The following is a 23670-nucleotide window of genomic DNA, read 5'->3' on the forward strand; positions in this document are numbered from 1 at the left end:
AAATGACACAGCTTAATATTAAAAAATATATTTTTAATTTGTGAACTATTTATCAAATGTATGGACATTATTTCTTTATATGTTAGAATAAAATTGTTCAACAGTTCACAAAGTTAACATTATAGATTACAAAGGAGTGAATACAATGGCGGAGAAGAATATTGTTATCATTGGTGCTGGCTACGCCGGTGTGCATGCAGCTAAAAAGCTTGCAAAGAAATACAAACGTGACGATTCTGTTTCTATTACTCTCATAGATCGGCATTCCTATCATACGATGATGACAGAATTACACGAAGTTGCTGCACACCGTGTAGAGCCTTCTGCTATTCAATTTGATTTACGGAAATTATTCAATCGTACGAAAGTGAAGCTTATCACAGACAATGTCACTAATGTCGACCATGCTGCGCAAACTGTTACAACAGAGCATGGGGAGTTTGCTTACGACTACCTTATTTTGGGGATGGGCGGCGAAGCGAACGACTTTGGCACACCTGGTGTAAAAGAACATGGTTTTACCCTCTGGTCCTGGGAGGATGCTGTCCGAATCCGGCGCCACTTAGAAGATGTCGTCAAACGTGCTTCATTAGAACGTGATCCTGAAAAACGCCGCGCAATGCTTACCTTTACAGTCTGTGGTTCCGGCTTTACCGGCATTGAAATGATTGGAGAGCTCATCGAATGGAAGTACCGTTTAGCAAAGGAAAACAAGCTGGATGAAGAAGAAATCGAGCTGTATGTTGTTGAAGCGGCTGCATCTATTTTAAATATGCTGGACCGGAAAAGTGCCGATAAAGCAGAGAAATATTTAAATAAAAAAGGCGTCAAATTGCTTAAAAATTCACCGATTGTCGAAGTAAAGGAAGATGCCGTTGTATTAAAATCCGGTGAAACACTCCCTACCCACACTCTGATTTGGACTGCAGGAGTAAAGGCAAATTCTGATACAGAGGATTATGGTGTCCCGGCTGCCAGAGCAGGACGTCTGAAAGTAAATGAATTTATGGAAGCGGAAAATTTAGAGCACGTCTATGTTGTTGGTGACTTAGCTTATTATGAAGAAGAGGAAGGAAAACCAACTCCACAAATTGTAGAAGCTGCCGAACAGACAGGTGTAACAGCAGCTAAATCCATTATTGCAGAAATAGATAACGGCCAAAAAGAAGCATTTGAAGGAAAATACCATGGTACGATGGTTTCCATTGGTGCCAGATATGGTGTTGCTAATTTAATGGGACTCCGCTTAAGCGGCTGGCTGGCTAATCTGATGAAGCATCTGGTTAATCTGTATTATTTTTTCGGAATAAGAAGCGGCTATTATATGTTTCATTATATTATGCATGAATTTTTCCAAACAAAGGATAAGCGCAATATTTTCAGAGATATGATTACCAGATATGGCAACGTCCTATGGAGCTTACCATTGCGATTGTTTGTCGGTGGTTTTTGGCTTGAGGAGGCAGCCTCTAAAATTTGGGGTGAATCTGTCTGGAGTGAAGTCACCTCAGGATCTGCAGGTATCTCAAGGTTATTCCAAGGAATCGGCGAAGACTCATGGCTGACTGGAAATACTGTGAACATGCCGTTTGAATGGCTCCAGACAACGACCAGCAGTGCCAGTGAAGCAGTTGAGGGCGGCGGCACTGAGTGGGCTACACCACTTTTAAGTAAGATGCCAGGTATTTTTGAATGGTTTATGCAGATTATGCTGCCGACACCGGAAGTTGCTATTTTTATGCAGAAGGTTATGACTTTTATTGAATTATTTATCGGTCTCGCTATTGTATTCGGCTTATTTACATGGCTTGCCAGTGCTGCAAGTGCCGGATTCCTGGTGATGTTTACTTTATCCGCGATGCTGGGCTGGGATCAAATCTGGGCTCTTCCTGCTTCCATCGCCTTAATGAATGGTTCTGGACGTTCCATTGGCCTGGATTACTGGGTCGTCCCATGGCTGCAAAGAAAATCGGGTCTGCTTTGGTACGGAAAAGAACGTGCTATTTATAAAGACCGGGAATAAACTCCCGGAATGCTTGCCTTAGAAAACAAGATTATATATTTTATAGTTTACTATGATGGCTTACAGGTGAAGCCGCAAGGGGGTGAATGGGAATGAAGGATATTTATCATATGCTGAAACCATGGGATGTTATCTTGACTGTTCTGTTGGTGCTTCTATCTTTTCTTCCTATTGCCATCTTTGTTTCTCAGCAGTCTCAGTACGCCGAAGAGGATTCAGTAAATGTTGCAGTGATTACAGTAGATAATGAAGTCGTAGAAGAAATTCAATTGACAGATAATATGGAAACAAGAGAAATAGAGATTGCGATATCCGATCATGACAATAATATTATTGAGGTGGACAATGAGCGCATCCATATAAAAAGCGCCACCTGTCCCGATCAGATATGTGTCCGTACAGGATATATCTCAAAACCTGGTCAGACAATCGTCTGTCTGCCACATAAGCTCGTAGTAGAAATTCAATCGGACAGCGGCGAGGCAGAGGATATCATTATCAGCTCTTAATCCAGTTCATAAAAATTTTTCAACGCTCTGAAATAGATGGGAAGGGTCTGCGATGACAAATAATCAGCGTCTTGTATATATTGCGTTATTAGCTGCTCAGGCGGTCATTATCAGTTTAATAGAAAGAGCTATCCCCTCTCCCTTCGCCATCGCTCCAGGGGCAAAGCTCGGTTTAGCAAATATTATTACGTGTATGGCATTATATACACTGCCTGTAAAAGACGCATCCAAGGTTGTCATGATACGGATTATCCTTGCTACACTTTTAGGCGGTACGATTTCATCCTTTATGTATAGTGCCGCCGGTGCAGCTTTAAGCTTTATTGGAATGTGCGGCGTGAAAAAGCTCGGTCCATCCCGCATCAGCTTAATTGGAGTCAGTGTCGCCGGAGCCATCCTGCATAATATCGGACAGTTAACGATTGCCAGCTGGGTTGCTCAAACATGGACTGTTCTTCTCTACCTTCCTGTTTTATCTTTTTTTGGAATTCTATCAGGAATTGCTATGGGAATGGTAGCTAATTACTTATTAAATCACGTAGAACAGCTTCACTATTACCGAAGTCTGCAGGAAATGAAATATACACATCTCAATCAAATATCCTAGCGTGAAACAAAATCCCTATGGTCGTTAAATGGAGGTTATTACAATGGCTATCCCAGTTCACCCAATGTGGGGGCCTTATCCCCGCTTACAAGCTGATTTACAATCTGTTTTACAGGTGATCGAATCTCACCTGCAAATTCATGATAAGCATATCGAAGCCACGATTAAAGAATTAGTTTATTCAGGCGGGAAATTACTGCGTCCGGCCTATACGCTTTTATGTGCTCAGATTGGTGATGTATCAAATCAGGATAAGGAAAGATCCATAGCTGTTGCTGCAGCACTGGAAACATTGCATATGGCAACGCTGATTCATGATGATGTCATTGATGAAGCAGACTATCGTCACGGGAATCCCACCATTCATACACAGCAGGGCAACCAATTTGCTATCTATTCCGGTGATTATTTATTTTGTGTCTGCTTTACCATTTTGTCCAAATATGCCCGTACATTAGCACATCTTGAATTTAATGCGCGCAGTATGGAAAAGATTTTAACGGGTGAACTGGATCAGCTTCATGCTCGCTATCAAATGGGGACCAGTATCAAAGACTACTTAGCTCGTATTTCTGGCAAAACTGCGCAGCTATTTGCTGTCAGCTGCTATTCAGGTGCCATTATCAGTCAGGCCACTAGAAGACAGACAATGCTAGCCTGGAGTATGGGACACTATATCGGCATGGCATTTCAGATTATAGATGATGTGTTAGATTTTAAAGGGGATTTTAACACTGTGAGAAAACCAACCCTGGCAGATATTCGCCAGGGTATCTACACCCTTCCCTTAATTTATGCTCTACGTGAGCAGCCAGAGAAATTGTCTCCTTATTTAAATAAAAAAGCGGATTTGACAGATGATGAATTAATGGAGGTACTTGCTATTGTAGAACAGACAAAAGGGATAGAGAAATCAAAGCGCGTAGCCAGAAAGTATATAGACAAAGCACTAAAATCCTTAAGTAAACTGCCGGACGGGGATTATAAGGAAACTTTGTATGAATTGACTGCAATGCTGTTGGATCGAAAAATGTAAATATTTCATAAAGAATCCATTTTGAATCACAAAATGGATTCTTCTTTTTAGATAATACAATTTACTACCTTTAATCAAGGAAGACTAAGCTTGGCCGTTCTGCCTCCATCCACTGTATAGACCTGCCCAGTGATAAACGCTGCCTCATCAGCGGCAAGAAAGGCGACAAGTGCTGCCACTTCGTCTGGTGAACCTGTACGGGCAACAGGGTGAATACGCCCAATGTCTTTTTGGAATGCCTCTGAGTCAGGTGTATTTTCAATAAAGTTGAGGTTTAGTTCCGTATCAATCCAACCCGGGGCCACCGCATTACAACGAATTCCTTCATGACCATGATCTACAGCTACTGCACGCGTCAGTCCATGAAGTCCCGCTTTTGAAGCACTATATGCCGCATGTCCAGGATTAGCGGCCAGCCCCTCCACGGATCCTGTATTTACGATACTGCCTCTTGTTTTACGCAGGTAAGGCAGTGCAGCCTTGATCAGGAGGAATGGAGTAGTCAGGTTCACATTGAGATTGCGTTCCCAATCCTCAAGGCTCATTTCTTCCATTGCAGCCTCTTGCATCATCCCTGCATTATTAACCAGTACATCCAGCCTCCCAGCACGGGTAATAACCTCTTCAATGACCCGAGTCGGTGTTTGCGGGTTGGAGAAGTCAGCTTCTATCCAGTCAAATTCTTCGTCCTTTCTCCGTTGTGCAGTGATGACAGCCGCTCCTTCATCATGAAGCCGGCGGGCAATTGCATGACCAATGCCTGATCGTCCTCCTGTCACCAGTGCAACTTTGTTTTCAAAACGCTTCATTTGTTTTGTCATTATTCTACTCCTCCTTATTACTGCGAATAGTTGTCGAACGCCCTTTCTAATACCATAAAGGTTCCTGTTCGTAAAAGCTGAAGGCTTACTTTATTATTATTTTTGTCTGCTAAATTATCGGTTCATTTTAGTGTAACATGTTCTTTTAAACTGTTTAGAATAATTTCTTCATGGATAATTAATTTTTTCTTTTGATTTATGTATCTTTCCAGTATGCGAAGAACGAATCATTTTGAAAAAATATTTCTGTCCTGTAAGATATAGGAGAAAATAAATGAATGGACATTTATCGTTAAAGGAGAATCCGTATGAAAAAGGTACATGAATTAACCACCATAAAAATGGCTGAAGAATTTTTGCAAAATCATGCGTTAAGCTTCCTTTTCGTCTCCCGACCGGATTGCAGTGTATGTCATGCCCTATTACCAAAGTTAAGAGAGCTGCTGGATAACTACCCTCTTATCCACCTTGGACATATCGATGCTTCCGAGGTAGAAGAAGTAGCTGAAAAGTTTTTGATTTTCACTGTCCCTATCATGCTTTTGCTGATAGAGGGCAAAGAATATATCCGCGAGGACCGTTTCGTACGTTTGGAACAATTAGAGGAGAAACTGGATCAGATATATAAATTGTATACTGAGTAAGTTATACTTCCAAGTTTAACAGTTAAAACCACAGAAACACTGTAATGGCAGTTGCTTTTGTGGTTTTTTAATCTTCCATTATTGCTGCTGGGTCTAAATTAGTTTTTTCACTAAAAGATTTAACGACAAAGCATCTAATTTACTCTGGGTTTGAATGCCAAGGTTAGATAACCAATAATAGAAGCGCTGACAAAGAGCGTATCATATCCTGATAAACCAGCTATCTGACCTGAAAAAATTGCTCCTGCTGCCTGCCCAAGTGCCAGTAATAAGAACGGTACTCCCAGTCCAAATGATGGATTGACCTTAAATACGGAAATTCCCCATACAATTAAAACTCCTGTCATAAAAATATAAGAGCTTCCAAAAAGTATTGGTGAAAGAAATCCCAGGATATTATTATCTGGAAAAGTTCCCAGAATCAAGGATGAAGTTGAAAGTATAAATATAGAAATTCTGTATGCACTTACTAAACCAAAGTGATTTATAAATACACCCGCGGTTCCTCCCAATAAACCTGCAACTCCAATCATCACCCAAAACCACTCTCCCAAGTACGGCGGAACATTCTCTAAATTGATCATAAAATCTCTTGAGAATGTCCAATAAGCAGAACAGGATATGCCAATAAATAACGAAGCAAGAATTAGTTGAACAGAACGCAGCCACTCTTTTTTAGTGAAACCGACTGCTATTTTCTTTTTCGCAATATTGTGTTTGGGAAGTGCTTTATAATTGACGATAAGTACTAAAACAGCAATAAGAGCAAAGATCAAGTATGTTTCCCTCCAGCTGTCAACCATAAAGATAGCAATTGCTCCAGTAAAAGCTGTTCCAATACTTGTGCCAGAATTAATCCATGAATTGGTTTGATTTTGTAATTTTATCTCTACCTCCGTACTAACAATATCAGCGTATGGCGGGGAAGAAAATCCTGTACTTAACCCTGCCAGAAATATTCCCAAACCAAGTACTGCAGCATTAGTAGAAATAGCGATAATGCTCAAGCCAATAATAGATGATAATCCTGCAATAATAAGAATAGATCTTGGAGAAATCTTATTTGAGCCTATCATTGCAAATATAATCGCGAGACAGTAAGCGATATATGATAAAGATGAAATAAAGCCGCTGACAGACGGATCCATATGAAGCGTTCCATTTATATATGGAAGCATTAAACCATAACTGAACCGTGACAGCCCATAGGTAACGGCTATCATCGGCAATCCCACTGCTATTAATTTCTTTCCATTCACATAACTCCCACCTTTTTATATATAACGTTCATTATAATAAAATTAAAAAATATATAGGGTATAATAAGAGATTTTAAAATCCCTATTCTTTCCCCCTATATTTATCAAATATATCATTCAGTAACTTCGAGGCTTTTTGCCAAATCCATTGCAATATCTTTTAATTTATCCAGACCGAGTATTTGGTCCATGGATGTTAACCCCTCTAATATGATGGAGATTTGTATACTAAGGGATTGAGGATGCTGAAAAAGTTTCATATCATTTTCAATTTTGTTTAATAGCTTCTTTTTATGTTCTCTGCTTACCAAAGCAATTTCTTCATTAACACCTTCATATTCCTGTTTTGCTCTTAGAAATAAGCAACCATTAAAGCCAGCCGCCTCTAACCAATCTATATGTGCATTAATTAATGACTGAACATATGCATTAACACCATTTGCCTTAATCAATTTATCTTCCAGCAAGTGAAAGTATCGCTCTTCTCTATTAATTAATATTTCTTTGATCATTTCTTCCTTTGATTGAAAATGATAATACATCGTCATTGGTGCCACACCAGCTTGTTCCAATATGCTTTTCACACCAACTGCATGAAAGCCATGTTCGTAAAATAATTCTTCGGCAGTCTGCATAATTGCTTCCTTTTTCTGAGATTTCCTCATAACATAACTCCTTTTATATTGAACGATCATTATAAATTTAACATATCAGCTATTGGATAACAACAAGCTTTGATAGAGATTTCTAAATAAAGATAACTGCTCCAAAAGGATTTTCACTAGCAGTAAACCTATTATATTTTATTAGTATATTATCGGCCTGCCTGTAAAAGATGGCGGGCCGATAATATAACATTCTATTCAGGTAATCTGATTAATCACCTTTCCAGAAAATCCTTTAATTTTTTACTGCGTCTCGGATGCCTTAATTTACGCAATGCTTTCGCTTCAATTTGACGGACACGCTCTCTGGTTACACCAAATACTTTTCCCAGTTCCTCCAATGTCCTTGTTTTGCCGTCGTCCAGTCCAAAACGGAGACGGAGAATACTTTCTTCCCGGACAGGGAGCGTACTCATCACATCCTCTAATTGTTCTTTTAACAACTGGTTTGCAGCATAGTTGTAAGGGGATTCTGCTTCCTCATCCTCAATAAAATCACCCAAATATGAACTTTCTTCATCACCTATAGGTGTTTCCAAAGAAATGGTGTCTTGAGCAATTTTTAGAATATATCGCACTTTATCCGGTTTTAGCCCCATTTCTTCTCCTATTTCCTCCGGGGCAGGTTCACGGCCTAAATCTTGGAGTAAAGAACGTTGAATACGGATTAATTTATTAACGGTTTCAACCATGTGTACCGGAATCCGGATGGTACGCGCCTGATCAGCTATTGAACGGGTGATTGACTGTCTAATCCACCAGGTTGCGTAGGTGCTGAATTTAAAACCTTTTCGGTAGTCGTACTTTTCAGCAGCTTTGAATAATCCCATATTCCCTTCTTGAATTAGATCTAAGAAAAGCATCCCCCTCCCAACATAGCGTTTGGCTATACTAACCACGAGACGAAGATTCGCTTCTATTAATCTTCTTTTTGCCTCCATATCCCCTTCTTCAATACGGAAAGCAAGTCCAATTTCCTCTTCCTTAGACAATAATTCCACGTTACCGATTTCTCTTAAATACATCCGTACAGAATCACCTCGCTTGTTTCCTATTGGAACATTAGTTTCAGTGAAATTCATTTTTTCTATTTCACGATCATCGTCCGGATCATCAACTACATGAACAGTCTGCTTTTCCAGATATTCGTAAACTTCATCTATTTTTTCAGGTTCTATATCAAATTCAGATAAAATAACAGCCACTTTTTCATGTGTAAGCACATCTTGTTTCTTACTTATTTCCATTAATTTTTCTTTAACTATCTCTAAGCTCCCTGCTGATTCTATTGTATGGGAAGATTTTTGTACGATCATGGTTACCGCTCCCTCCAAATTCACCTATTAAAAGCCCATTTACTATTGCAAAGCATGTTTTAACTGCAACGCATCCTCACTATCATCTGTTTTTCCATGATATATATAAACATATCTCACCCTTCCTCTGCGGATAAAAGCAAAAATGCCGGTACGTTCATCCGTATCCTTTTTCTGAAAAAAGAGTCCGGAAGTATCTGTCGCTCTAAAAGGTCTATCCCGAAGAAAATAAGCAATTGGATGATTGCTTTTCTTTACCAGAAATGCTTGTTTTCCATTTCTGTACTTTCCTTTTTCAAAAGGATTATATTGATGGTGATTAATCAAAACAAGAATGATATCCGGTAGATGGTTCAAAATATAGTTGTATTTATCACAGAAAAAAATCCTTCTCCACAGTGATGTTCTCAATCTACTTTTTGACTGTGCTCCAGACATAATAATTTCCTTCACATTATTATTTTTTGCAGTATCTACTAATTCTCTTGCAGTATCTCGTTCATCTTTTACCCGCTTAACGATAAATCTGACGGCTCCTAATTCTTCACTTAATTTTTTGCCTTCTGCTAAATTTAATAAGTGAAACATTGTATATTCGCTTTCCATAGAACAGAAAAATATAACTTCAAAGGTATAACCATATCTCCTTGCCAATGAGGCTCCTCTTAAGAGAACTCTGCGGCTATAATTCTTTTCTTCTAAACAGACCAATACATGATGTCTTATTTTTAGTGTCATTTTTCCTCCTTGCGCACTCTGTTTACATACTTTTTCTATCTGAAAGATATTCGAAAACAGAGCTGCATTTTTCGAAGGGTTAAGGATATACGTCTTTGCCCTTGCACCAAAGATAAACACGTATATCCTTAACCCGGAATTTTATTAAATTTGGGGTCAGAATCTGAATCAGTCACTCTCTTCAACTCCCTTTCACTTTAATTTCTATTGTATTTCTAATAAAACTGAATGAACGTTCTAAAATAATCTAAAAAAATAGACCCTATTTTATCAAATCTGATAAATCATAGGAATCAACTGCTGTAAAACTTTGCTGTGATTTCTTGGCCCTGCTCTATATGAGGTTCTTTCACGCGTAAAAATCAGAAAAAGCTGTCTTTAATTTCTTATCCGTCACTAAAACGATATTAGGTTTCCTGTTCCGGGCCCAATAGCCGGGATAATATTTTAGCTTCGTTTGAATCCAATAAGGCCGATCCAGCCTTTTCCTGGCCGTCATGAAAAAAGATTTCGTACATTCCATCTAAATGCTGAATCACTTGAAAAGAATCAGCCAATGTCGTATTTAACGCATATTCAAAACCTGATCCTCTTAGTTCTTTTTTATAAATAATATACATAATCCCCTCCTCAATCACATAACTGAACGATCGTTCTAAAATAATATCATAGAATTTTCAGGCGGTCAATGGATAATTTCTCCAGTTAAAACTACTTGTTTCCATATATTAATTATGATAAATTTAGAACAATTGGTCAGTAACCATTAAAAGTAAGTTTAGAGTATTAAATCTGTGGACAATTTTCCTTAACAAAAACTAAAATAACTCAAAAATCAAAGGTTAGAAATATATAGGGAGTGAGCTTTTTGAACAAAAAGCAGACGAAAAGTATGTTAACCAAAAAGAAGATTGCTGATGCCGCAAAGCACCTCTTCATTCAAAAAGGCTATACAGCAACGTCCATTGAAAATATATCGGATGCTACCGGGGTAAGCAAAGGGAATATTTATTATCATTTTGAAAGTAAAGAAGGTCTTTTTATTTACGTTTTAGACGAATGGGAAAAGGAATGGATGGAGCAATGGGAGGAACAAAAAAAACAATACTCCTCTACAACAGAACAATTGCATGGTATTGCAAAGCATTTTGTTATCAACGATTACAATCATCCTCTGACAAATGTTGCGGATGAATTTTTCAATCATGAAAATTCCAATACTTTAATACAAAACCAGCTCTATAAAACGATTAATACCAGAATATCCTACAGTCAAGAACTCCTGTCGGAAGGAATATCCTCCGGCGAGTTTAAAACGGATGATTCTCTGTTATTAGCAAAGATTTTTGATACCTTACTATACGGACTAAACAATATTTGCAGGGATTTAAATATGAAAGAAACACTTGATCTTTATGCAAAAGCGATCGATACCTTCCTCTATGGAATTGCTTCTGACGACTCAACTCATTCCCATGATTAACGGCGAAACTAATCAGCTTATGATAGATAAGTTTAGAGAGATTTTATTACTATAGGATTTAAAAATAATCTGCCGATGCGGATTTATTATAGGAAGGAGGACAGTCTTGAACCGTAATCATTCATCCTTTCTGGGAGTTATATTTGGTATGGTTGCAGGAGCAGCTTGGGGATTGGCTTTTCTGATTCCGAATATGCTTTCTGCTTTTTCATCATTGGAAATTACATTAGGGCGTTATTTGATGTATGGTTTGTACTCTCTTCTTCTATTTTAGAATGGGTAAGTATTTTATTTATTCTTGTGGGAGTTACCTTTGGAATTTGGCGGATTAATGAATCTAAGCACTCAAACTACAAATAGATAGAAAAATGACTTTTACCTTCAGCAGCTTGAGCTGATTGTTATTAGTCATGCGTTAAATTTTATGAAAGGAGGAATTTTATTAGAAATGGAAAATTTTACAATTTGGTCATTAATGATAGATATTAGCATTATTTCAGGATTACTTTTAGCAGGGACCATCTTACGGGCGAAAGTAAGATGGATCCAATCCTTATTTCTGCCAGCCAGCATGATAGCCGGATTTCTTGGGCTTGCATTTGGCCCCAGCGGGGTTGACATTCTTCCCTTCTCTGAACAAATCAGCAACTATCCTGCACTGTTAATTGCGGTTATTTTTGGTGCCATTCCAATTGGTGCTGCTAAAGTGCAGTTATCGGAGGTATTCCATCGTGTCCGTGATATGTTCTCTTATTCCATCATACTGACTTTATCTATGTGGGGATCTGGCGTCCTGTTTGCATTATTAATTTTAAATCCTATTTTCAAGGATTTGCCTAATGGATTTGGACTTATTCTGGGAGCAGGATTTCTTGGAGGCCATGGTACTGCAGCAGCAATTGGTGAAGGGTTAACTCATGCCGGGTGGGAAGAAGCAATGGATCTTGGCATGACCTCTGCCACAGTAGGCATTCTGGTTGCTGTTTTAGGTGGTTTATTCCTTATCAAACGCAGTACTGAAAATGGTCATACAAAGTTTATTTCAAGCTTTAAGGATCTTCCTTCTGAACTAAGATCCGGATTAATGCCGGCATCTAAACGTTTTTCGATGGGGCAGGAAACAGTCTCATCCAATTCGATTGACCCGCTTGTTTTGCATTTAGCTATTATTGCTTTTCTAATCGGCATATCCTACTGGGCCACAAACATGTTAACGGAATTAATACCTGCTGTATCTATACCGCTGTTCAGTGTTGCTTTTATTCTGGGCTTGGTTTTTCAAGGAATCAGCCGTAAATTAAAGGCTGATAAATATATTGATGGACGTGTCATGGAGCGTATCGGCGGGACAGCCACTGATTTTCTGGTCGCTTTTGGTATTGCTTCGATTAATATTACTGTCGTTATGGATTACGCGCTGCCACTGCTTCTATTATTTGCATTCGGCACACTGTGGGCATATCTCCTATTCCGTTTCGTCGGTCCGAATGTATTCAGAGATTTCTGGCTGGAAAAATCTATCTTCGGATGGGGCTGGAGTACAGGTACCGTTGCTATGGGACTTGCTCTCTTACGAATTGTGGACCCTGAATTGAAAAGTAAGACACCTGAAGATTATGCACTGGGTTATGTAGGTGTTGCACCTGTTGATATTATTATCGTTACCTTTGCTCCGATTCTTTTTGCACTTGGATTCACCTGGGTGATTCCAATAGTACTTCTTCTTGGCGCTGCTGTTATTATTGTCATTTACAAAAAAGCAGGCTGGTGGGGGCAGGGTAATAAGGAAAACACATTGAGTTAAATGAAATTGCCCCTGTCAATTAGACAGAAATAAACAAACTAATTGTGCAACCTGAGTCCTAAAATAATAGGGACTCAGGTTGTATAATTTCTTTTGGAAGCGTTGATGGTTGTAGAAACTAATGTATTTACTTACTACATCTTTTAATCTTAAATTGAAATAATTTTTCCCACTGCAATTTATCTGTTTGTAGTGAGCAGTATTATTGTTAGAGTTTTTTATTTTACTTCGTTTTACTAAGCTTTCTGCTAAAGTTCCAAATTACTAATATTAAGATAATAGAAATTATTCCAGCAATAACGTTTAACATACCAAAACTTGAGCTATCTACAATTACTCCAGAAATATATCCGCCAAAAGCACCGCTAATTGCTACAAAAATATCAACTTTTCCTTGTGTTGCAGGTCTTTCATTTAGATTAGTTGCCTGAATAACGATATCTGTTCCACTAATTAATCCGAAATTCCATCCTAAACCTAATAAAAATAGAGCAATACTTAATAGAAAAATCGAATTAACTGGCGCAACAAAACCAATTATAGCTGCGAGAAGTAACGTAATGCCAGATAACAAAGCTACTCTATTTGCGCCAAACTTCTCAATAAGAGTCCCTGTTAACATAGATGGTAAATACATACCTGCAACATGTACAGCAATAACAATCCCTGAAGCGCTTAAACCATGTCCTCCGTGTTGAATATGGACCGGCGTCATGGTCATTACTCCAATCATTAATAGTTGGGAAACAACTAGAACCGTTCCACCAAAAAGGATTGCTTTCTTATTAGTTTGAATCACAGATTGTTCTTCATTAACTGAGATAGTAGTATGTTTTTCAATATATTTTGCAACAAAAAATGGATCAGGTTTAAGAAAAATCAACAGTATGATTCCTGCAAACAGGAATGCAAAAGATGCTAAGATAAATTGTCCAGTAAGAATTGGCAAATTTAATGAGTCAGCCAGCTTTGAAGTTGTCGAGCTTAAATTCGGACCAATAATCGCTCCAAAAGTAGTCGCCATCATTGCTATACCGACTGATTGAGCACTTTTTCCAGGCAATGCAATATCTGTTCCAGCATAACGTACAAATAAATTAGTAGCTGTTCCAGAACCATAGAGGAATAAAGAAATAAATAATAACGGTATATTAGCAGAGGCAGTTGAGTAAATTACTCCTATGCCTCCTATACCACCAATGATATAACCGAAAGATAACCCTACCCTTCTTCCTTTGACCTTTGTAACTCTTCCAATTAAAAATGCTGCTAATGCAGAACCTAAGGTAAAAATTGCAATAGGCAAACCCGCCATTTGATCAGTGCCTAGTAAGTCTTTAGCAATTAAAGCACCTACAGTAATACCTGCAGATAAGCCTAAACCTCCAAGCATTTGTGAAATGACCACTACAATCATTGTTTTTTTGTATAATTTTTGCCGTTCTTTTATTTCCAAGTATTTTTTAATAACAAATCAGCCTCTTCTCTAACGAGAGAAGAAGAGTTAATCTAACTCTTCTCCATTTGTTTCAATGACATGTTTATACCAATCAAATGATTTTTTCTTTGTTCTTTGCAAAGTACCATTTCCTTCATTATCTCGATCGACATAAATAAAACCATAACGTTTTTTCATTTCACCTGAACCGGCACTTACAATGTCAATACAACCCCACATGGTATAGCCCATAACAGGTACACCATCTATGTCTATAGCCTTTTTCATTTCTTTAATATGATTAGCCATGTACTCAATACGATAGTCGTCTTCAATATAACCATTCTCGTCAGGAGTATCACTTGCTCCCAGCCCGTTTTCAACCACAAATAATGGCTTTTGATACCTGTCATAGAGTTCAATCAATGTTACACGTAAACCTACCGGATCGATTTGCCAACCCCATTCGGAAGAAGGTAAATAAGGATTTTTCACTGAATTAAATATATTTCCCGTTGTTTCTTCTGCAGCTTTAGGATTAACAGTACCAATTCGAGTTAGATAGTATGAAAAAGAAATAAAATCAACCGTATTTTCTTTCAATAATTCTGTATCTCCCTCTTCAAACCGAACATCGATACCTTCATTTTCAAATTTTTTCAACATATATGTTGGATATTCCCCTCTTGCTTGTACATCTGAAAAGAAATAATCTTCTCTATCACGTAATAAACTAAATATGACATCTTCAGGGTCACAGCTATATGGATAATGTTTTCCGCCAGCCAACATACAGCCAACTTGATTTTCTGGGTCAATTTCATGTGCTAGTTTCACTGCTAATGCATTGGCTACTAACTCATGGTGCGCCGCTTGAAATTTTACTCTTTTCGCTTCTTTTTCCTCTAAATCTTCTACGTACAATCCGGCAGCCATAAAGGATGCATGTAACATCATATTAATTTCATTGAAAACCAGCCAATATTTCACTAATCCTTTATATCTTGTAAAAACTGTCCGGCAATAATTTTCAAAGAAGTCAACCATTTTACGGTTACGCCATGAACCATATTTTTCAACTAAATACATTGGAGTATCAAAATGGGAAATCGTTACTAAAGGTTCAATCCCATACTTTTGGCATTCTTTAAATACATCTTCATAATATTGCAGCCCTTTTTCATTTGGCTCTGTTTCATCACCTTTTGGAAAAATTCTTGTCCAGGAAATAGACATCCGGTACGTTTTAAAGCCCATTTCTGCAAATAAAGCGATATCTTCTTTATATCGATGATATCCATCAATCGCATTTTGTGCTGGATAGAAATAACCGTCTTCAAAATTAAACATTTTTTTCTCACCAAAGACAACAGCTCGCCGATCTTCCCCTGTTGGTAATAAATCGACATTTGCTAAACCTCGTCCGTCTACATTATATGCACCTTCATATTGATTGGCAGCAGTTGCGCCACCCCATAAAAATTTTTTTGGAAATCCCATAATTATCCTCCTTAAGATTCTATTTTAATAATTGGTTGTAGTTTTTCAACTTCTTCATTGGTTTTAAGAAGACTTGAAATCCGCTTGCTTGTTTCAGTTTGATTCGTCACAACAATTGGAGTCGTCATATCATATCCTTGAGATTGAATATACGGAATATCGAACTCTAATAATAAATCTCCAACCTTCACCTGATCCCCATCGCTTACTATAGGGCTAAATCCTTCTCCCTCCAGCTTAACTGTATCCAAACCGACATGAATTAGAATTTCATCCCCTTTTTCTGATAAAAGGCCAATGGCATGACCTGTCTTAAACATAACTTGAACCTTTCCATTGACTGGAGAGTATACCTTGCCGTCTGATGGAATTACAGCCAGACCATCTCCCAATAATTTTCTAGCAAACGTAGCATCTTTTACTTCTTCTAAGGAAATAACTTTTCCACCCAGTGGTGACAATACCTCATCAGTTTGCGTTGGACTATTGCTATTCGTTGTTGCTTTTGTGTTATTCGTTAAGTCTTTAAAACCTAATACAAATACCATAACAAATGCTACGATGGAAGCAATAACTGCTACAATAATTGCATTAATTAAATTTGCAGCTCCCTCAGGAGAGATAAATTGAATCATGGATACAACGCCTGGACCCGCAAAAGCAAAAGATTTTACATTTAATATTCCAACAAATATCCCGGCGACACCTGAACCAATCATCCCGGCGACTAGTGGTCTTTTAAGTCGGATAAGCACCCCGAATAATCCAGGCTCTGTAATTCCAGCAATACTGGCAGAAATTCCAGAAGTCCACGCAATAGATTTAAGGTTTTTGCTTTTAGACTTTATACCAACCGCAAAACAAGCTGCTCCCATTGCAAAGTTATTTGCCAGCATCATCGGCATTAAAAATGAATCAAAGCCAAATGCTGCATGACTGGAAAAGGCAATTGGATTAAGCGCATGATGCATACCTGTCATAATAATCAATGGCATAAAGGCAGATAGTATTGCTTTTGTAAGCCAAGGAACATATTCCGAGGTGATTACAGCTAAACTTGACAGCCCTTCTCCAATAATTGCACCAAGCGGAGCGAAAACAATGAGAACAATTGGTATAGTTATAATTACTGCTAACAACGGCTTGAAGATCGCTTTTGTCCATCCAGGAGTTATTTTTTCTACAAATTTTAAAACTAGTTTTAACACCCAGACAGCGAATAATGGCGGAACAACAGCATTAGCATAGCTTGCAGAATAAATCGGTATTCCTAAAAACGCCAATCCATCTCCGGCCATTGCTTCAATAAGCAAAGGATGAATCAAAATACCCGATACCACTATAGCAAGAACCACATCTGTGTTTAATTTTCTCGCTGCAGTATAGGCTATAATTACAGGTAAGAAATAGAATCCTGTATCACCAATTATATTTAAGACTTCATGCGTCGCTGTATTTTCTAATCCGGCCAATACCAAAATCACGGCAACAAGTTTTACCATCCCGGAAGCAATGATTGCTGGAAGTGCAGCTACTAAAGATCCTGAAACATAATCGAAAATAGAAGATAAATAGCCTTTTAAGCCTTTCTGTTTCGAAGAATTATCTGGTTCTTCTTCTCCTCCTGAAATATTACGTATGCTGTCAGGTAAGGCTTGAAAGACAGTAGAAACATCTCCGCCGATAATAACCTGATATTGTCCCCCTTGTTTCATCACACCCTTAACACCTTGTATATTTTCCACAGATGCATCATCAGCTTTTGATTCATCTTTTAATACAAACCGCAATCTCGTTACACAATGTGAAACAAATTTAATATTTTCTTCTCCGCCAATTTCTTTGATAATTTCATCAGCCATTTTTTTGAATTTCATTTTTTTCTCCTCCTATAAATGAAAAGACCCAAACTCCCAGAAAAATAAGAGTTTGGGTCCAGCTCGATTGACTCGATAACAATCCCATTTATATATCATTTATAACACGGTTAATATGAATCGTAATATAGGCTAACTCAGCTGTTGTCAGCTTATGTCCGGTTTCTTCCAAAACATAATCATTAATTTTTAATGCACAATTATATTCTTTCGGATAGCTGTGACGAATCATAGAAAATAATTCCATATTGTCGTCAGGTAGAGAGCGATTCAATGTTATTCGTTGGACAAAGAATTTCAAGTGTGTCAGCAAACGCTCGTAAGCAAGACTTTCTTCAGCAAATTCTGTATTAAATGTATACTGAATAATGCTTAATACCTGCTTGATAATTTTTGTCATTCCTACTGTATTATCCATGGTATTATCCATCTCGGCATTAACAATATGTAACGCTATTGTTATTGCTTCCTCAGCAGGCAACTCAACTTTCAATCTTCTAGCAATAATCTCTAATGCTTCTTTCCCTATCAAATACTCATGATTGTAAAAATGCTTCACTTCCCAGCTGAGAGCATTTTTAAAATCCATCCCTTTTTCATGCCTTTCAATGGCAAAATGAAGGTGATCCGTTAATGAAATATAAATACCATCGCTCAATTTTTTACCGAGGGAAAGTTTAGCATATGAAACAATCTCATTTATAGTTTGAATCTCTTCCAACGGGATATCCTGTAACAGCAGCTTAAATCTATCTGTATTACCAGGGGTATCCAGTGTATAAACTTTTTCAACTTGATTAGAATCAATTTCTTGACCTATTTCTTTTTTAAAACCGACACCTTTTCCCATGATAACAACTTCATTCTCATTTTGTACTGACGTTACAATATTGTTATTGATTATCCTTACAATCTTCATCACAAACCTCCTCTCTGAATAATAATGTGCAAAAAAAATAGCTATACCCAACACAAATAAAGTTGGACATAACTGGGTCAAGCTTACATTTCGTAATAACAATCCCTACATTATATCGTAGAAACACTATTAAGTTTTTAGTCTTGCCCACTTAAGGTAACAATCTAATCGAATATTAACACGCTTTCATAAAAAAAGCAATAAATATTTATCAAATTTTTTAATGAACTATATTTAGTTCCATTTCATTATTACCCAAAGCCTTAATCATCAGCCTTGTTTAAGTTTTATCAAAGCAAAAGAAAAATATTTAACAAATAACTATAAAATAAACGGTGAGCGCTGTTATCTTTTAGAATGTAAGTTCCAATCCAATGAACTTATGGATTAGTTTTTAGAAGAATTGAATCAGTTTGCAAATTATAAATTATCTATTGCTATAAGCAATGTTTAAATTATAGTAAATTCATCTTTTACAGATAATCGCTCTTAGAGTTCCAAGTGATTGCAGTTACGTTTTATAAGTTTTTATTAGGAATGAAATGAAAAATGTTATGTTTAAATGCTCAAAACTAATAATATAATCCATAGATTCTTTTTCTACCTATTTATTAAGTAATATCGGCAAAAATAAGAACCCGTTTCTGATAAGGTAAAAATGCAAATAACATACAGAAAGGGTTCAAAACAATTTATACTTCATCCTCAATTTATTAGCCATTGAAAGAATGGATTATACTTAAAGTAAATGAACTTATTTCTGGAAATGATTATCCTCTATTGAAATGAGTTCTGAATTTTTTATCGAATAATTTATGATATTTATTAAAGCTTTCTCTAGTGTAAATAAATATATCGCAATGCAAACATTGATATGATAACTGGCAAATATAAGGTACATTAAAAGAGAAAGCAACAAAGCAAACTCTTTTTTCTACTATATAAATAGCCTACTGCAAAATCCTCAATCGACATCTTCAACATTGACAAGCCAGAAATTTTGTAATTCATTAGTGTCGTCCTGTTGAACTTCAGCAATACTATGGAGTAAATCAGACAAATGAATTTGCTTCATTTTTTGTTCAGTGGAATACTGTATTTTTTGGAAATATGAAGCCGTAATTTTTTGTATGTTACAACCAATTATGCAATCTGGATTTGTTTGTGTGCCCCACTGTAAAATTTGTTTCTTACCTTCTACAGATTTGTAAATATCAAACAAACTAACCATTTCTGGTTCACGGGCAAGACTTGGATTTGGGTGTCCATGAACGCTGATAAGAAGACCACCTTTTTTTAAAGAAGACATAATCTGCCTTACATAAGTGGGATGTGTATTTATGCTCTGAGCAATAGCTTTGCTGGATAAATCTTTATTTTTGGAAAGATGAATATATGACAAGATGTGAATTGCATCTCCAAATTTCGTTGAATATTTCATTAAGTCACCTCCAATAATGAACTTTTATTATAACACAACTTGACCTTTTTTTCGATTGTTGTTATCGTGTTAATAACAACCAGATGTTATTATAGTTTTAACAACAAATGGTTGAATTCAAATTTATTAAAGGAGTGCGTATTTATGAGCTGGGCAAAAACAAATGACGGCTTGGAAATTTTTTATGAAGTTAAGGGAAATGGATCTCCTATTGTCTTCCAATCTGGTTATATGGGAATTCATGACATTTGGGATTATCAAGTTGAAGCGATGAAGGGATCTTACAGGTGCATTACGCATGACAATCGAGGATATGGACTTTCCAGCAAACCTATAGATTCATCGTTTTATACAACAGAAAAAAATGCTGATGATCTAAAGGCTGTACTTGATTTTGCAGAAGTAACAGAACCATTTCTGTTGGTCAGCCATTCATTAGGAAGCATGGCAGCACTTGCTTTCGCCGGTAAATATCCTCAGCTAGTAAAAGGAATTATTCTAATGGGTGGACCAGTATTTAATAGTGAAGGAGCAGCCCAACTAGGTGGGCATGAGGAAATGTTTGCAGCCTATCAAACTATACCAAGCGATGCTGCAAACTTCTATAAACAACTGGGATGCGATGAAGAAATCGCTTTAGAAGCTGCAAAATGGCAGCCGACAGTATTTAAAAACCAAACTCGAACCATGCTCCATTATAATCCAGATTCAAGTGTTCTAAATCTTCAGTTACCAATTACAGTTGTACATGGCACTAATGATGTAGTATCTGAAAAAGAAGCTGTTCATACTATAGTAGATACCTTTTCTAATGCAAAATGGGTAGAGCTTGACGGGTTAAATCATTTTCCACAGACGGAGTCCCCTGAAACAGTCAATAAATTAATTCATGACTTTTATATGGAGATTAACAGTAATTAATATGAGTAATATGTAGTGATACCGTAAAAAGTATTATTATCTAAACAATGAAAGAAAAAAATTATTTTTTAAAAGTCTAGAATACATCTGAAAAGTTAATGTATTGCGTTTCTAGGCTTTACGTTCCTTATGTATCCAATCTAATTTCTATTATAAAATATAATTATGCAAAAGATAAAGGAGGTTTCCAATATGAATATACAATTAATTCGTAATGCAACCCTTGTAGTAGAATATGCAGGAAAGAAATTTTTAATCGATCCAATGTTATCCGAAAAGGGAACATGGCCAGCTTTTCCAAATGCACCGAGAGAAGATCAACGGAATCCTTTAGTTGAATTACCAATCTCCATAGATACTATCATTCATGATATTGATGCAGTTGTTTTGACGCATTTGCATAAAGACCATTGGGATGAAGCTGCAAAAGAAGCACTTCCTAAGGAAATTAAAATATTTTCTCAAAATCAAGAAGATGTAAAGGAAATTCAACATGCCGGGTTCCAGAACGTTGAGGTTTTAAGCGAAAATACCTCTTTTAAAGATATTCAATTAATTAAGACAAAAGGTGAGCATGGAAGAGGTTCGATTTTGGAATATGCTGGACATGTATGCGGTGTTGTCTTTAAGCATGCAAATGAGAAAGTATTGTATATCGCCGGTGATACTGTCTGGTATGAAGGCGTTCAAGAAGAGCTAGATAAACATCATCCGGAAATTATTGTGGTCAATGCTGGAGATAACCAATTCTTTGAAGGCGGCTCGTTAGTGATGAGTAAGGAAGATGTCTATAAATTGTATAATGCTGCTCCTGAAGCAAAAATAATTGCCGTTCATATGGAAGCAGTTAATCATTGGGGATTATCCAGAAAGGACTTAAATACATTCATTGAAGAAAAAGAAATTTCTGCGAATATTTTTGTCCCTTGTGATGGAGAAAGTTATTCATTTTAATAGATGATAAAATAGAAAATTGGTGTACTCCCTTTATAGTCAACAGAGAAAATAAAAGTTCTCTCCTATTATAAAGGGAGTATTTATTACATTTACTAGTTAAGAAGCTTAACAATATTAAACAAATTAATAAAAACGATTAACAATATTGCCACATCAAATATCCTTTCAATCTGCCTATTAGATAGTCTAATGGCAATATTGGTGCCGACTAAACCGCCAATAACTCCGCCTGTTATCATGTAACCTACCATAGATAAATCATAATCTGAAAATCCAGTTGTCAGTACAATCAACAGTAGCGCGGATAACTGCGAGAAAAAGATAATAAATATAGAATTAAACGCTGCATCTCTTGTATTCATAGAAAAGAATAAAATCAACACAGCAACATTCAAAGGGCCTCCGCCAATTCCTAAGAAGGCAGAAATAAACCCTAACGAAAAACCAATCATGATAATAATTACTCTGTTTTCAAATACAAAGGATTTCAGTTTATCCTTTTTCAAGAAGTATAACAGTAAGAGCGTTAGCAGTATAGAAAGGGTAATAGACTGAAGGAGAGCTATTTCTGTCAACATGCCAAGGGACACTGCAAAATAATTAAATACGGCTTTACCAAAAACTCCTCCTGCAATTGAACCTGAAGCTAAAAGTAAACTAACTGTTTTATCAATCTTCGCCTCACTTCTCGATACACCTAATTTTATTAAGGACATTGTTGCCATTGCTAATACAGTAGCAGCTGATAATACTCCGATTGTAGGCAAATCAAAATGACCAAAAAAATCTAACAGCGGCTTGATAATAACTCCTCCACCTAAGCCAGCAACTGCACCAAATATCGAAGCAGATAAACTAATGATAAAATACAGAATAAATATAAAAATCATCTCCATAGAAGTTAAATGGCATCAGTGAATACTCAGAAATATAAGTTATTCTTTTTTGTAGCTGCCTACAGCACAAAAAACTTACAATGACTCCGTCTATTCAAACAAAGACATGACAGTCTATTAAAATAAACATACCTTTTTATTTCAAATACTATCCTTAATTATAGTTTGAAACCGTATTTCTTTATTTAATAGGCAGTTTCTTTTCATAATGAAGCAGCTATAATATCGACACATTTAGTCATATCCAATGCATCTTCAGTAAATACATCTGTATTAAGACAGATATCATATTCATTCATTTTTCCCCGCTTAATATCAGAAAAAGATTGATAATAACGCTCTCTTTGTAAAGACTGTTCCTCTATAAAGGCAGGTGCTTCTTCTGCAGTGATACCACCGACACGAATACATCTTTCTATTTTTTTATCGCTGTTAGATGTATAGGTGTACACACTCAAGAAATCTTTCCTGCCTTTTAAAATAATATCTGCCCCTCGTTCCATAAGTATACATGGTCCTGCTTCTACCAGTTTAAAAATAGTGTCGGAATAAGCTTGAAAAACTTGTTTCGATAAATCTGAATCCATGCTAGAGAGTGAGCTGCAGACCAATTGTTTATCATACTCTTTTAAAATTGCTTCATCCAATCCAGATTCATGTGCTGCCCTTATTAACAAATCTTCTTCTCCATAAAATGCTATATTTAATTTTTCAGAAAGTGACTTACCTACTAATCTTGCACCACTTCCTAATTCACTTGTCAATACAATAATTTTATTTGACATAATTTTAACACCTGTCCTTTCATTTACAGCT

General features: G+C 36.7%; 23 protein-coding genes and 1 pseudogene. 11 read left to right on the plus strand and 13 right to left on the minus strand.

The window, feature by feature from the left end:
* The first annotated feature begins 145 nt into the window (after window positions 1-145).
* The 4 genes from IEX29_RS04115 to IEX29_RS04130 all read left to right on the plus strand — a co-directional run bounded on the left by IEX29_RS04115 (window position 146) and on the right by IEX29_RS04130 (window position 4175).
* The gene (locus tag IEX29_RS04115; protein ID WP_188733252.1) at window positions 146-2023 is read left to right on the plus strand and encodes an FAD-dependent oxidoreductase; all 1878 of its coding nucleotides are present in this window, start codon (window positions 146-148) and stop codon (window positions 2021-2023) included.
* A 92-nt stretch (window positions 2024-2115) separates the two neighbouring features.
* Window positions 2116-2532: a NusG domain II-containing protein gene (locus tag IEX29_RS04120; RefSeq protein ID WP_188733253.1), complete on the plus strand. Its 417-nt coding sequence runs from the start codon at window positions 2116-2118 to the stop codon at window positions 2530-2532.
* 52 nt (window positions 2533-2584) lie between these two features.
* Entirely contained in the window at window positions 2585-3139 is a 555-nt protein-coding gene (locus IEX29_RS04125; RefSeq protein ID WP_188733254.1) for a Gx transporter family protein, read from the plus strand.
* A gap of 49 nt (window positions 3140-3188) precedes the next feature.
* Complete coding sequence (locus IEX29_RS04130; protein ID WP_188733450.1) at window positions 3189-4175, plus strand: polyprenyl synthetase family protein; 987 nt, start codon at window positions 3189-3191, stop codon at window positions 4173-4175.
* Between the two features lie 74 nt (window positions 4176-4249).
* Here IEX29_RS04130 and IEX29_RS04135 read toward each other — a convergent pair whose 3' ends face one another.
* Window positions 4250-4996: an SDR family NAD(P)-dependent oxidoreductase gene (locus tag IEX29_RS04135; protein WP_229720081.1), complete on the minus strand. Its 747-nt coding sequence runs from the start codon at window positions 4994-4996 to the stop codon at window positions 4250-4252.
* 308 nt (window positions 4997-5304) lie between these two features.
* Here IEX29_RS04135 and IEX29_RS04140 point away from each other — a divergent pair, with 308 nt between their 5' ends.
* A complete protein-coding gene (locus IEX29_RS04140; RefSeq protein ID WP_188733255.1) occupies window positions 5305-5640 on the plus strand; it encodes a thioredoxin family protein in 336 nt (111 codons plus the stop codon).
* Window positions 5641-5774: 134 nt separating this feature from the next.
* On the opposite strand, the gene IEX29_RS04145 is transcribed toward IEX29_RS04140, so the two are convergent.
* From IEX29_RS04145 to IEX29_RS04165, 5 genes are all read right to left on the minus strand, one after another.
* Entirely contained in the window at window positions 5775-6899 is a 1125-nt protein-coding gene (locus tag IEX29_RS04145) for an MFS transporter (protein WP_188733256.1), read from the minus strand.
* 113 nt (window positions 6900-7012) lie between these two features.
* A complete protein-coding gene (locus IEX29_RS04150) occupies window positions 7013-7564 on the minus strand; it encodes a TetR/AcrR family transcriptional regulator (RefSeq protein ID WP_188733257.1) in 552 nt (183 codons plus the stop codon).
* Window positions 7565-7779: 215 nt separating this feature from the next.
* The gene (rpoD, locus tag IEX29_RS04155; protein WP_188733258.1) at window positions 7780-8880 is read right to left on the minus strand and encodes an RNA polymerase sigma factor RpoD; all 1101 of its coding nucleotides are present in this window, start codon (window positions 8878-8880) and stop codon (window positions 7780-7782) included.
* Window positions 8881-8922: 42 nt separating this feature from the next.
* On the minus strand, window positions 8923-9618 hold the full coding sequence (locus IEX29_RS04160; protein WP_188733259.1) for an adenine nucleotide alpha hydrolase family protein: 696 nt from the start codon (window positions 9616-9618) through the stop codon (window positions 8923-8925).
* A 407-nt stretch (window positions 9619-10025) separates the two neighbouring features.
* Complete coding sequence (locus IEX29_RS04165) at window positions 10026-10238, minus strand: cation:proton antiporter regulatory subunit (RefSeq protein WP_188733260.1); 213 nt, start codon at window positions 10236-10238, stop codon at window positions 10026-10028.
* Window positions 10239-10486: 248 nt separating this feature from the next.
* On the opposite strand from IEX29_RS04165, the gene IEX29_RS04170 reads away from it, so the two are divergent.
* The 3 genes from IEX29_RS04170 (at window position 10487) to IEX29_RS04180 (ending at window position 12905) form a co-directional block, all read left to right on the plus strand.
* Window positions 10487-11101, plus strand: a complete 615-nt coding sequence (locus tag IEX29_RS04170; protein ID WP_188733261.1) for a TetR/AcrR family transcriptional regulator — start codon at window positions 10487-10489, stop codon at window positions 11099-11101.
* 106 nt (window positions 11102-11207) lie between these two features.
* Window positions 11208-11375, plus strand: coding sequence for a hypothetical protein (locus IEX29_RS04175; protein ID WP_188733262.1), 168 nt, complete (start codon window positions 11208-11210; stop codon window positions 11373-11375).
* Window positions 11376-11549: 174 nt separating this feature from the next.
* A complete protein-coding gene (locus tag IEX29_RS04180; RefSeq protein ID WP_188733263.1) occupies window positions 11550-12905 on the plus strand; it encodes a sodium/glutamate symporter in 1356 nt (451 codons plus the stop codon).
* Between the two features lie 223 nt (window positions 12906-13128).
* Here the strand turns inward: IEX29_RS04180 and IEX29_RS04190 are convergent, their stop codons facing one another.
* The 4 genes from IEX29_RS04190 to licT form a co-directional block, all read right to left on the minus strand.
* A complete protein-coding gene (locus IEX29_RS04190) occupies window positions 13129-14322 on the minus strand; it encodes an MFS transporter (RefSeq protein WP_188733453.1) in 1194 nt (397 codons plus the stop codon).
* A gap of 87 nt (window positions 14323-14409) precedes the next feature.
* Window positions 14410-15843, minus strand: coding sequence for a 6-phospho-beta-glucosidase (locus IEX29_RS04195; protein ID WP_188733264.1), 1434 nt, complete (start codon window positions 15841-15843; stop codon window positions 14410-14412).
* 11 nt (window positions 15844-15854) lie between these two features.
* Window positions 15855-17720, minus strand: coding sequence for a beta-glucoside-specific PTS transporter subunit IIABC (locus IEX29_RS04200; protein ID WP_188733265.1), 1866 nt, complete (start codon window positions 17718-17720; stop codon window positions 15855-15857).
* A gap of 88 nt (window positions 17721-17808) precedes the next feature.
* On the minus strand, window positions 17809-18639 hold the full coding sequence (gene licT / locus IEX29_RS04205; protein ID WP_188733266.1) for a BglG family transcription antiterminator LicT: 831 nt from the start codon (window positions 18637-18639) through the stop codon (window positions 17809-17811).
* 259 nt (window positions 18640-18898) lie between these two features.
* Here licT and IEX29_RS26495 point away from each other — a divergent pair.
* Window positions 18899-19093 (plus strand): annotated as a pseudogene (locus tag IEX29_RS26495) (Lrp/AsnC family transcriptional regulator); the annotation flags it as partial.
* A 510-nt stretch (window positions 19094-19603) separates the two neighbouring features.
* Here the strand turns inward: IEX29_RS26495 and IEX29_RS04210 are convergent.
* The gene (locus IEX29_RS04210; RefSeq protein ID WP_188733267.1) at window positions 19604-20080 is read right to left on the minus strand and encodes an Rrf2 family transcriptional regulator; all 477 of its coding nucleotides are present in this window, start codon (window positions 20078-20080) and stop codon (window positions 19604-19606) included.
* 144 nt (window positions 20081-20224) lie between these two features.
* Between IEX29_RS04210 and IEX29_RS04215 the strand changes: the two genes are divergently transcribed.
* Together IEX29_RS04215 and IEX29_RS04220 are read left to right on the plus strand one after the other, a co-directional pair.
* The gene (locus tag IEX29_RS04215; protein ID WP_188733268.1) at window positions 20225-21001 is read left to right on the plus strand and encodes an alpha/beta fold hydrolase; all 777 of its coding nucleotides are present in this window, start codon (window positions 20225-20227) and stop codon (window positions 20999-21001) included.
* 192 nt (window positions 21002-21193) lie between these two features.
* A complete protein-coding gene (locus IEX29_RS04220) occupies window positions 21194-21955 on the plus strand; it encodes an MBL fold metallo-hydrolase (RefSeq protein ID WP_188733269.1) in 762 nt (253 codons plus the stop codon).
* Between the two features lie 95 nt (window positions 21956-22050).
* Here IEX29_RS04220 and IEX29_RS04225 read toward each other — a convergent pair whose 3' ends face one another.
* Complete coding sequence (locus IEX29_RS04225; protein ID WP_188733270.1) at window positions 22051-22848, minus strand: sulfite exporter TauE/SafE family protein; 798 nt, start codon at window positions 22846-22848, stop codon at window positions 22051-22053.
* A gap of 209 nt (window positions 22849-23057) precedes the next feature.
* The gene (locus IEX29_RS04230) at window positions 23058-23639 is read right to left on the minus strand and encodes a cytidylate kinase-like family protein (RefSeq protein ID WP_188733271.1); all 582 of its coding nucleotides are present in this window, start codon (window positions 23637-23639) and stop codon (window positions 23058-23060) included.
* Between the last annotated feature and the right edge of the window lie 31 nt (window positions 23640-23670).

It is taken from the genome of Oceanobacillus neutriphilus (genome assembly GCF_014645515.1).
GTDB classification, from domain to species: domain Bacteria; phylum Bacillota; class Bacilli; order Bacillales; family Amphibacillaceae; genus Oceanobacillus; species Oceanobacillus neutriphilus.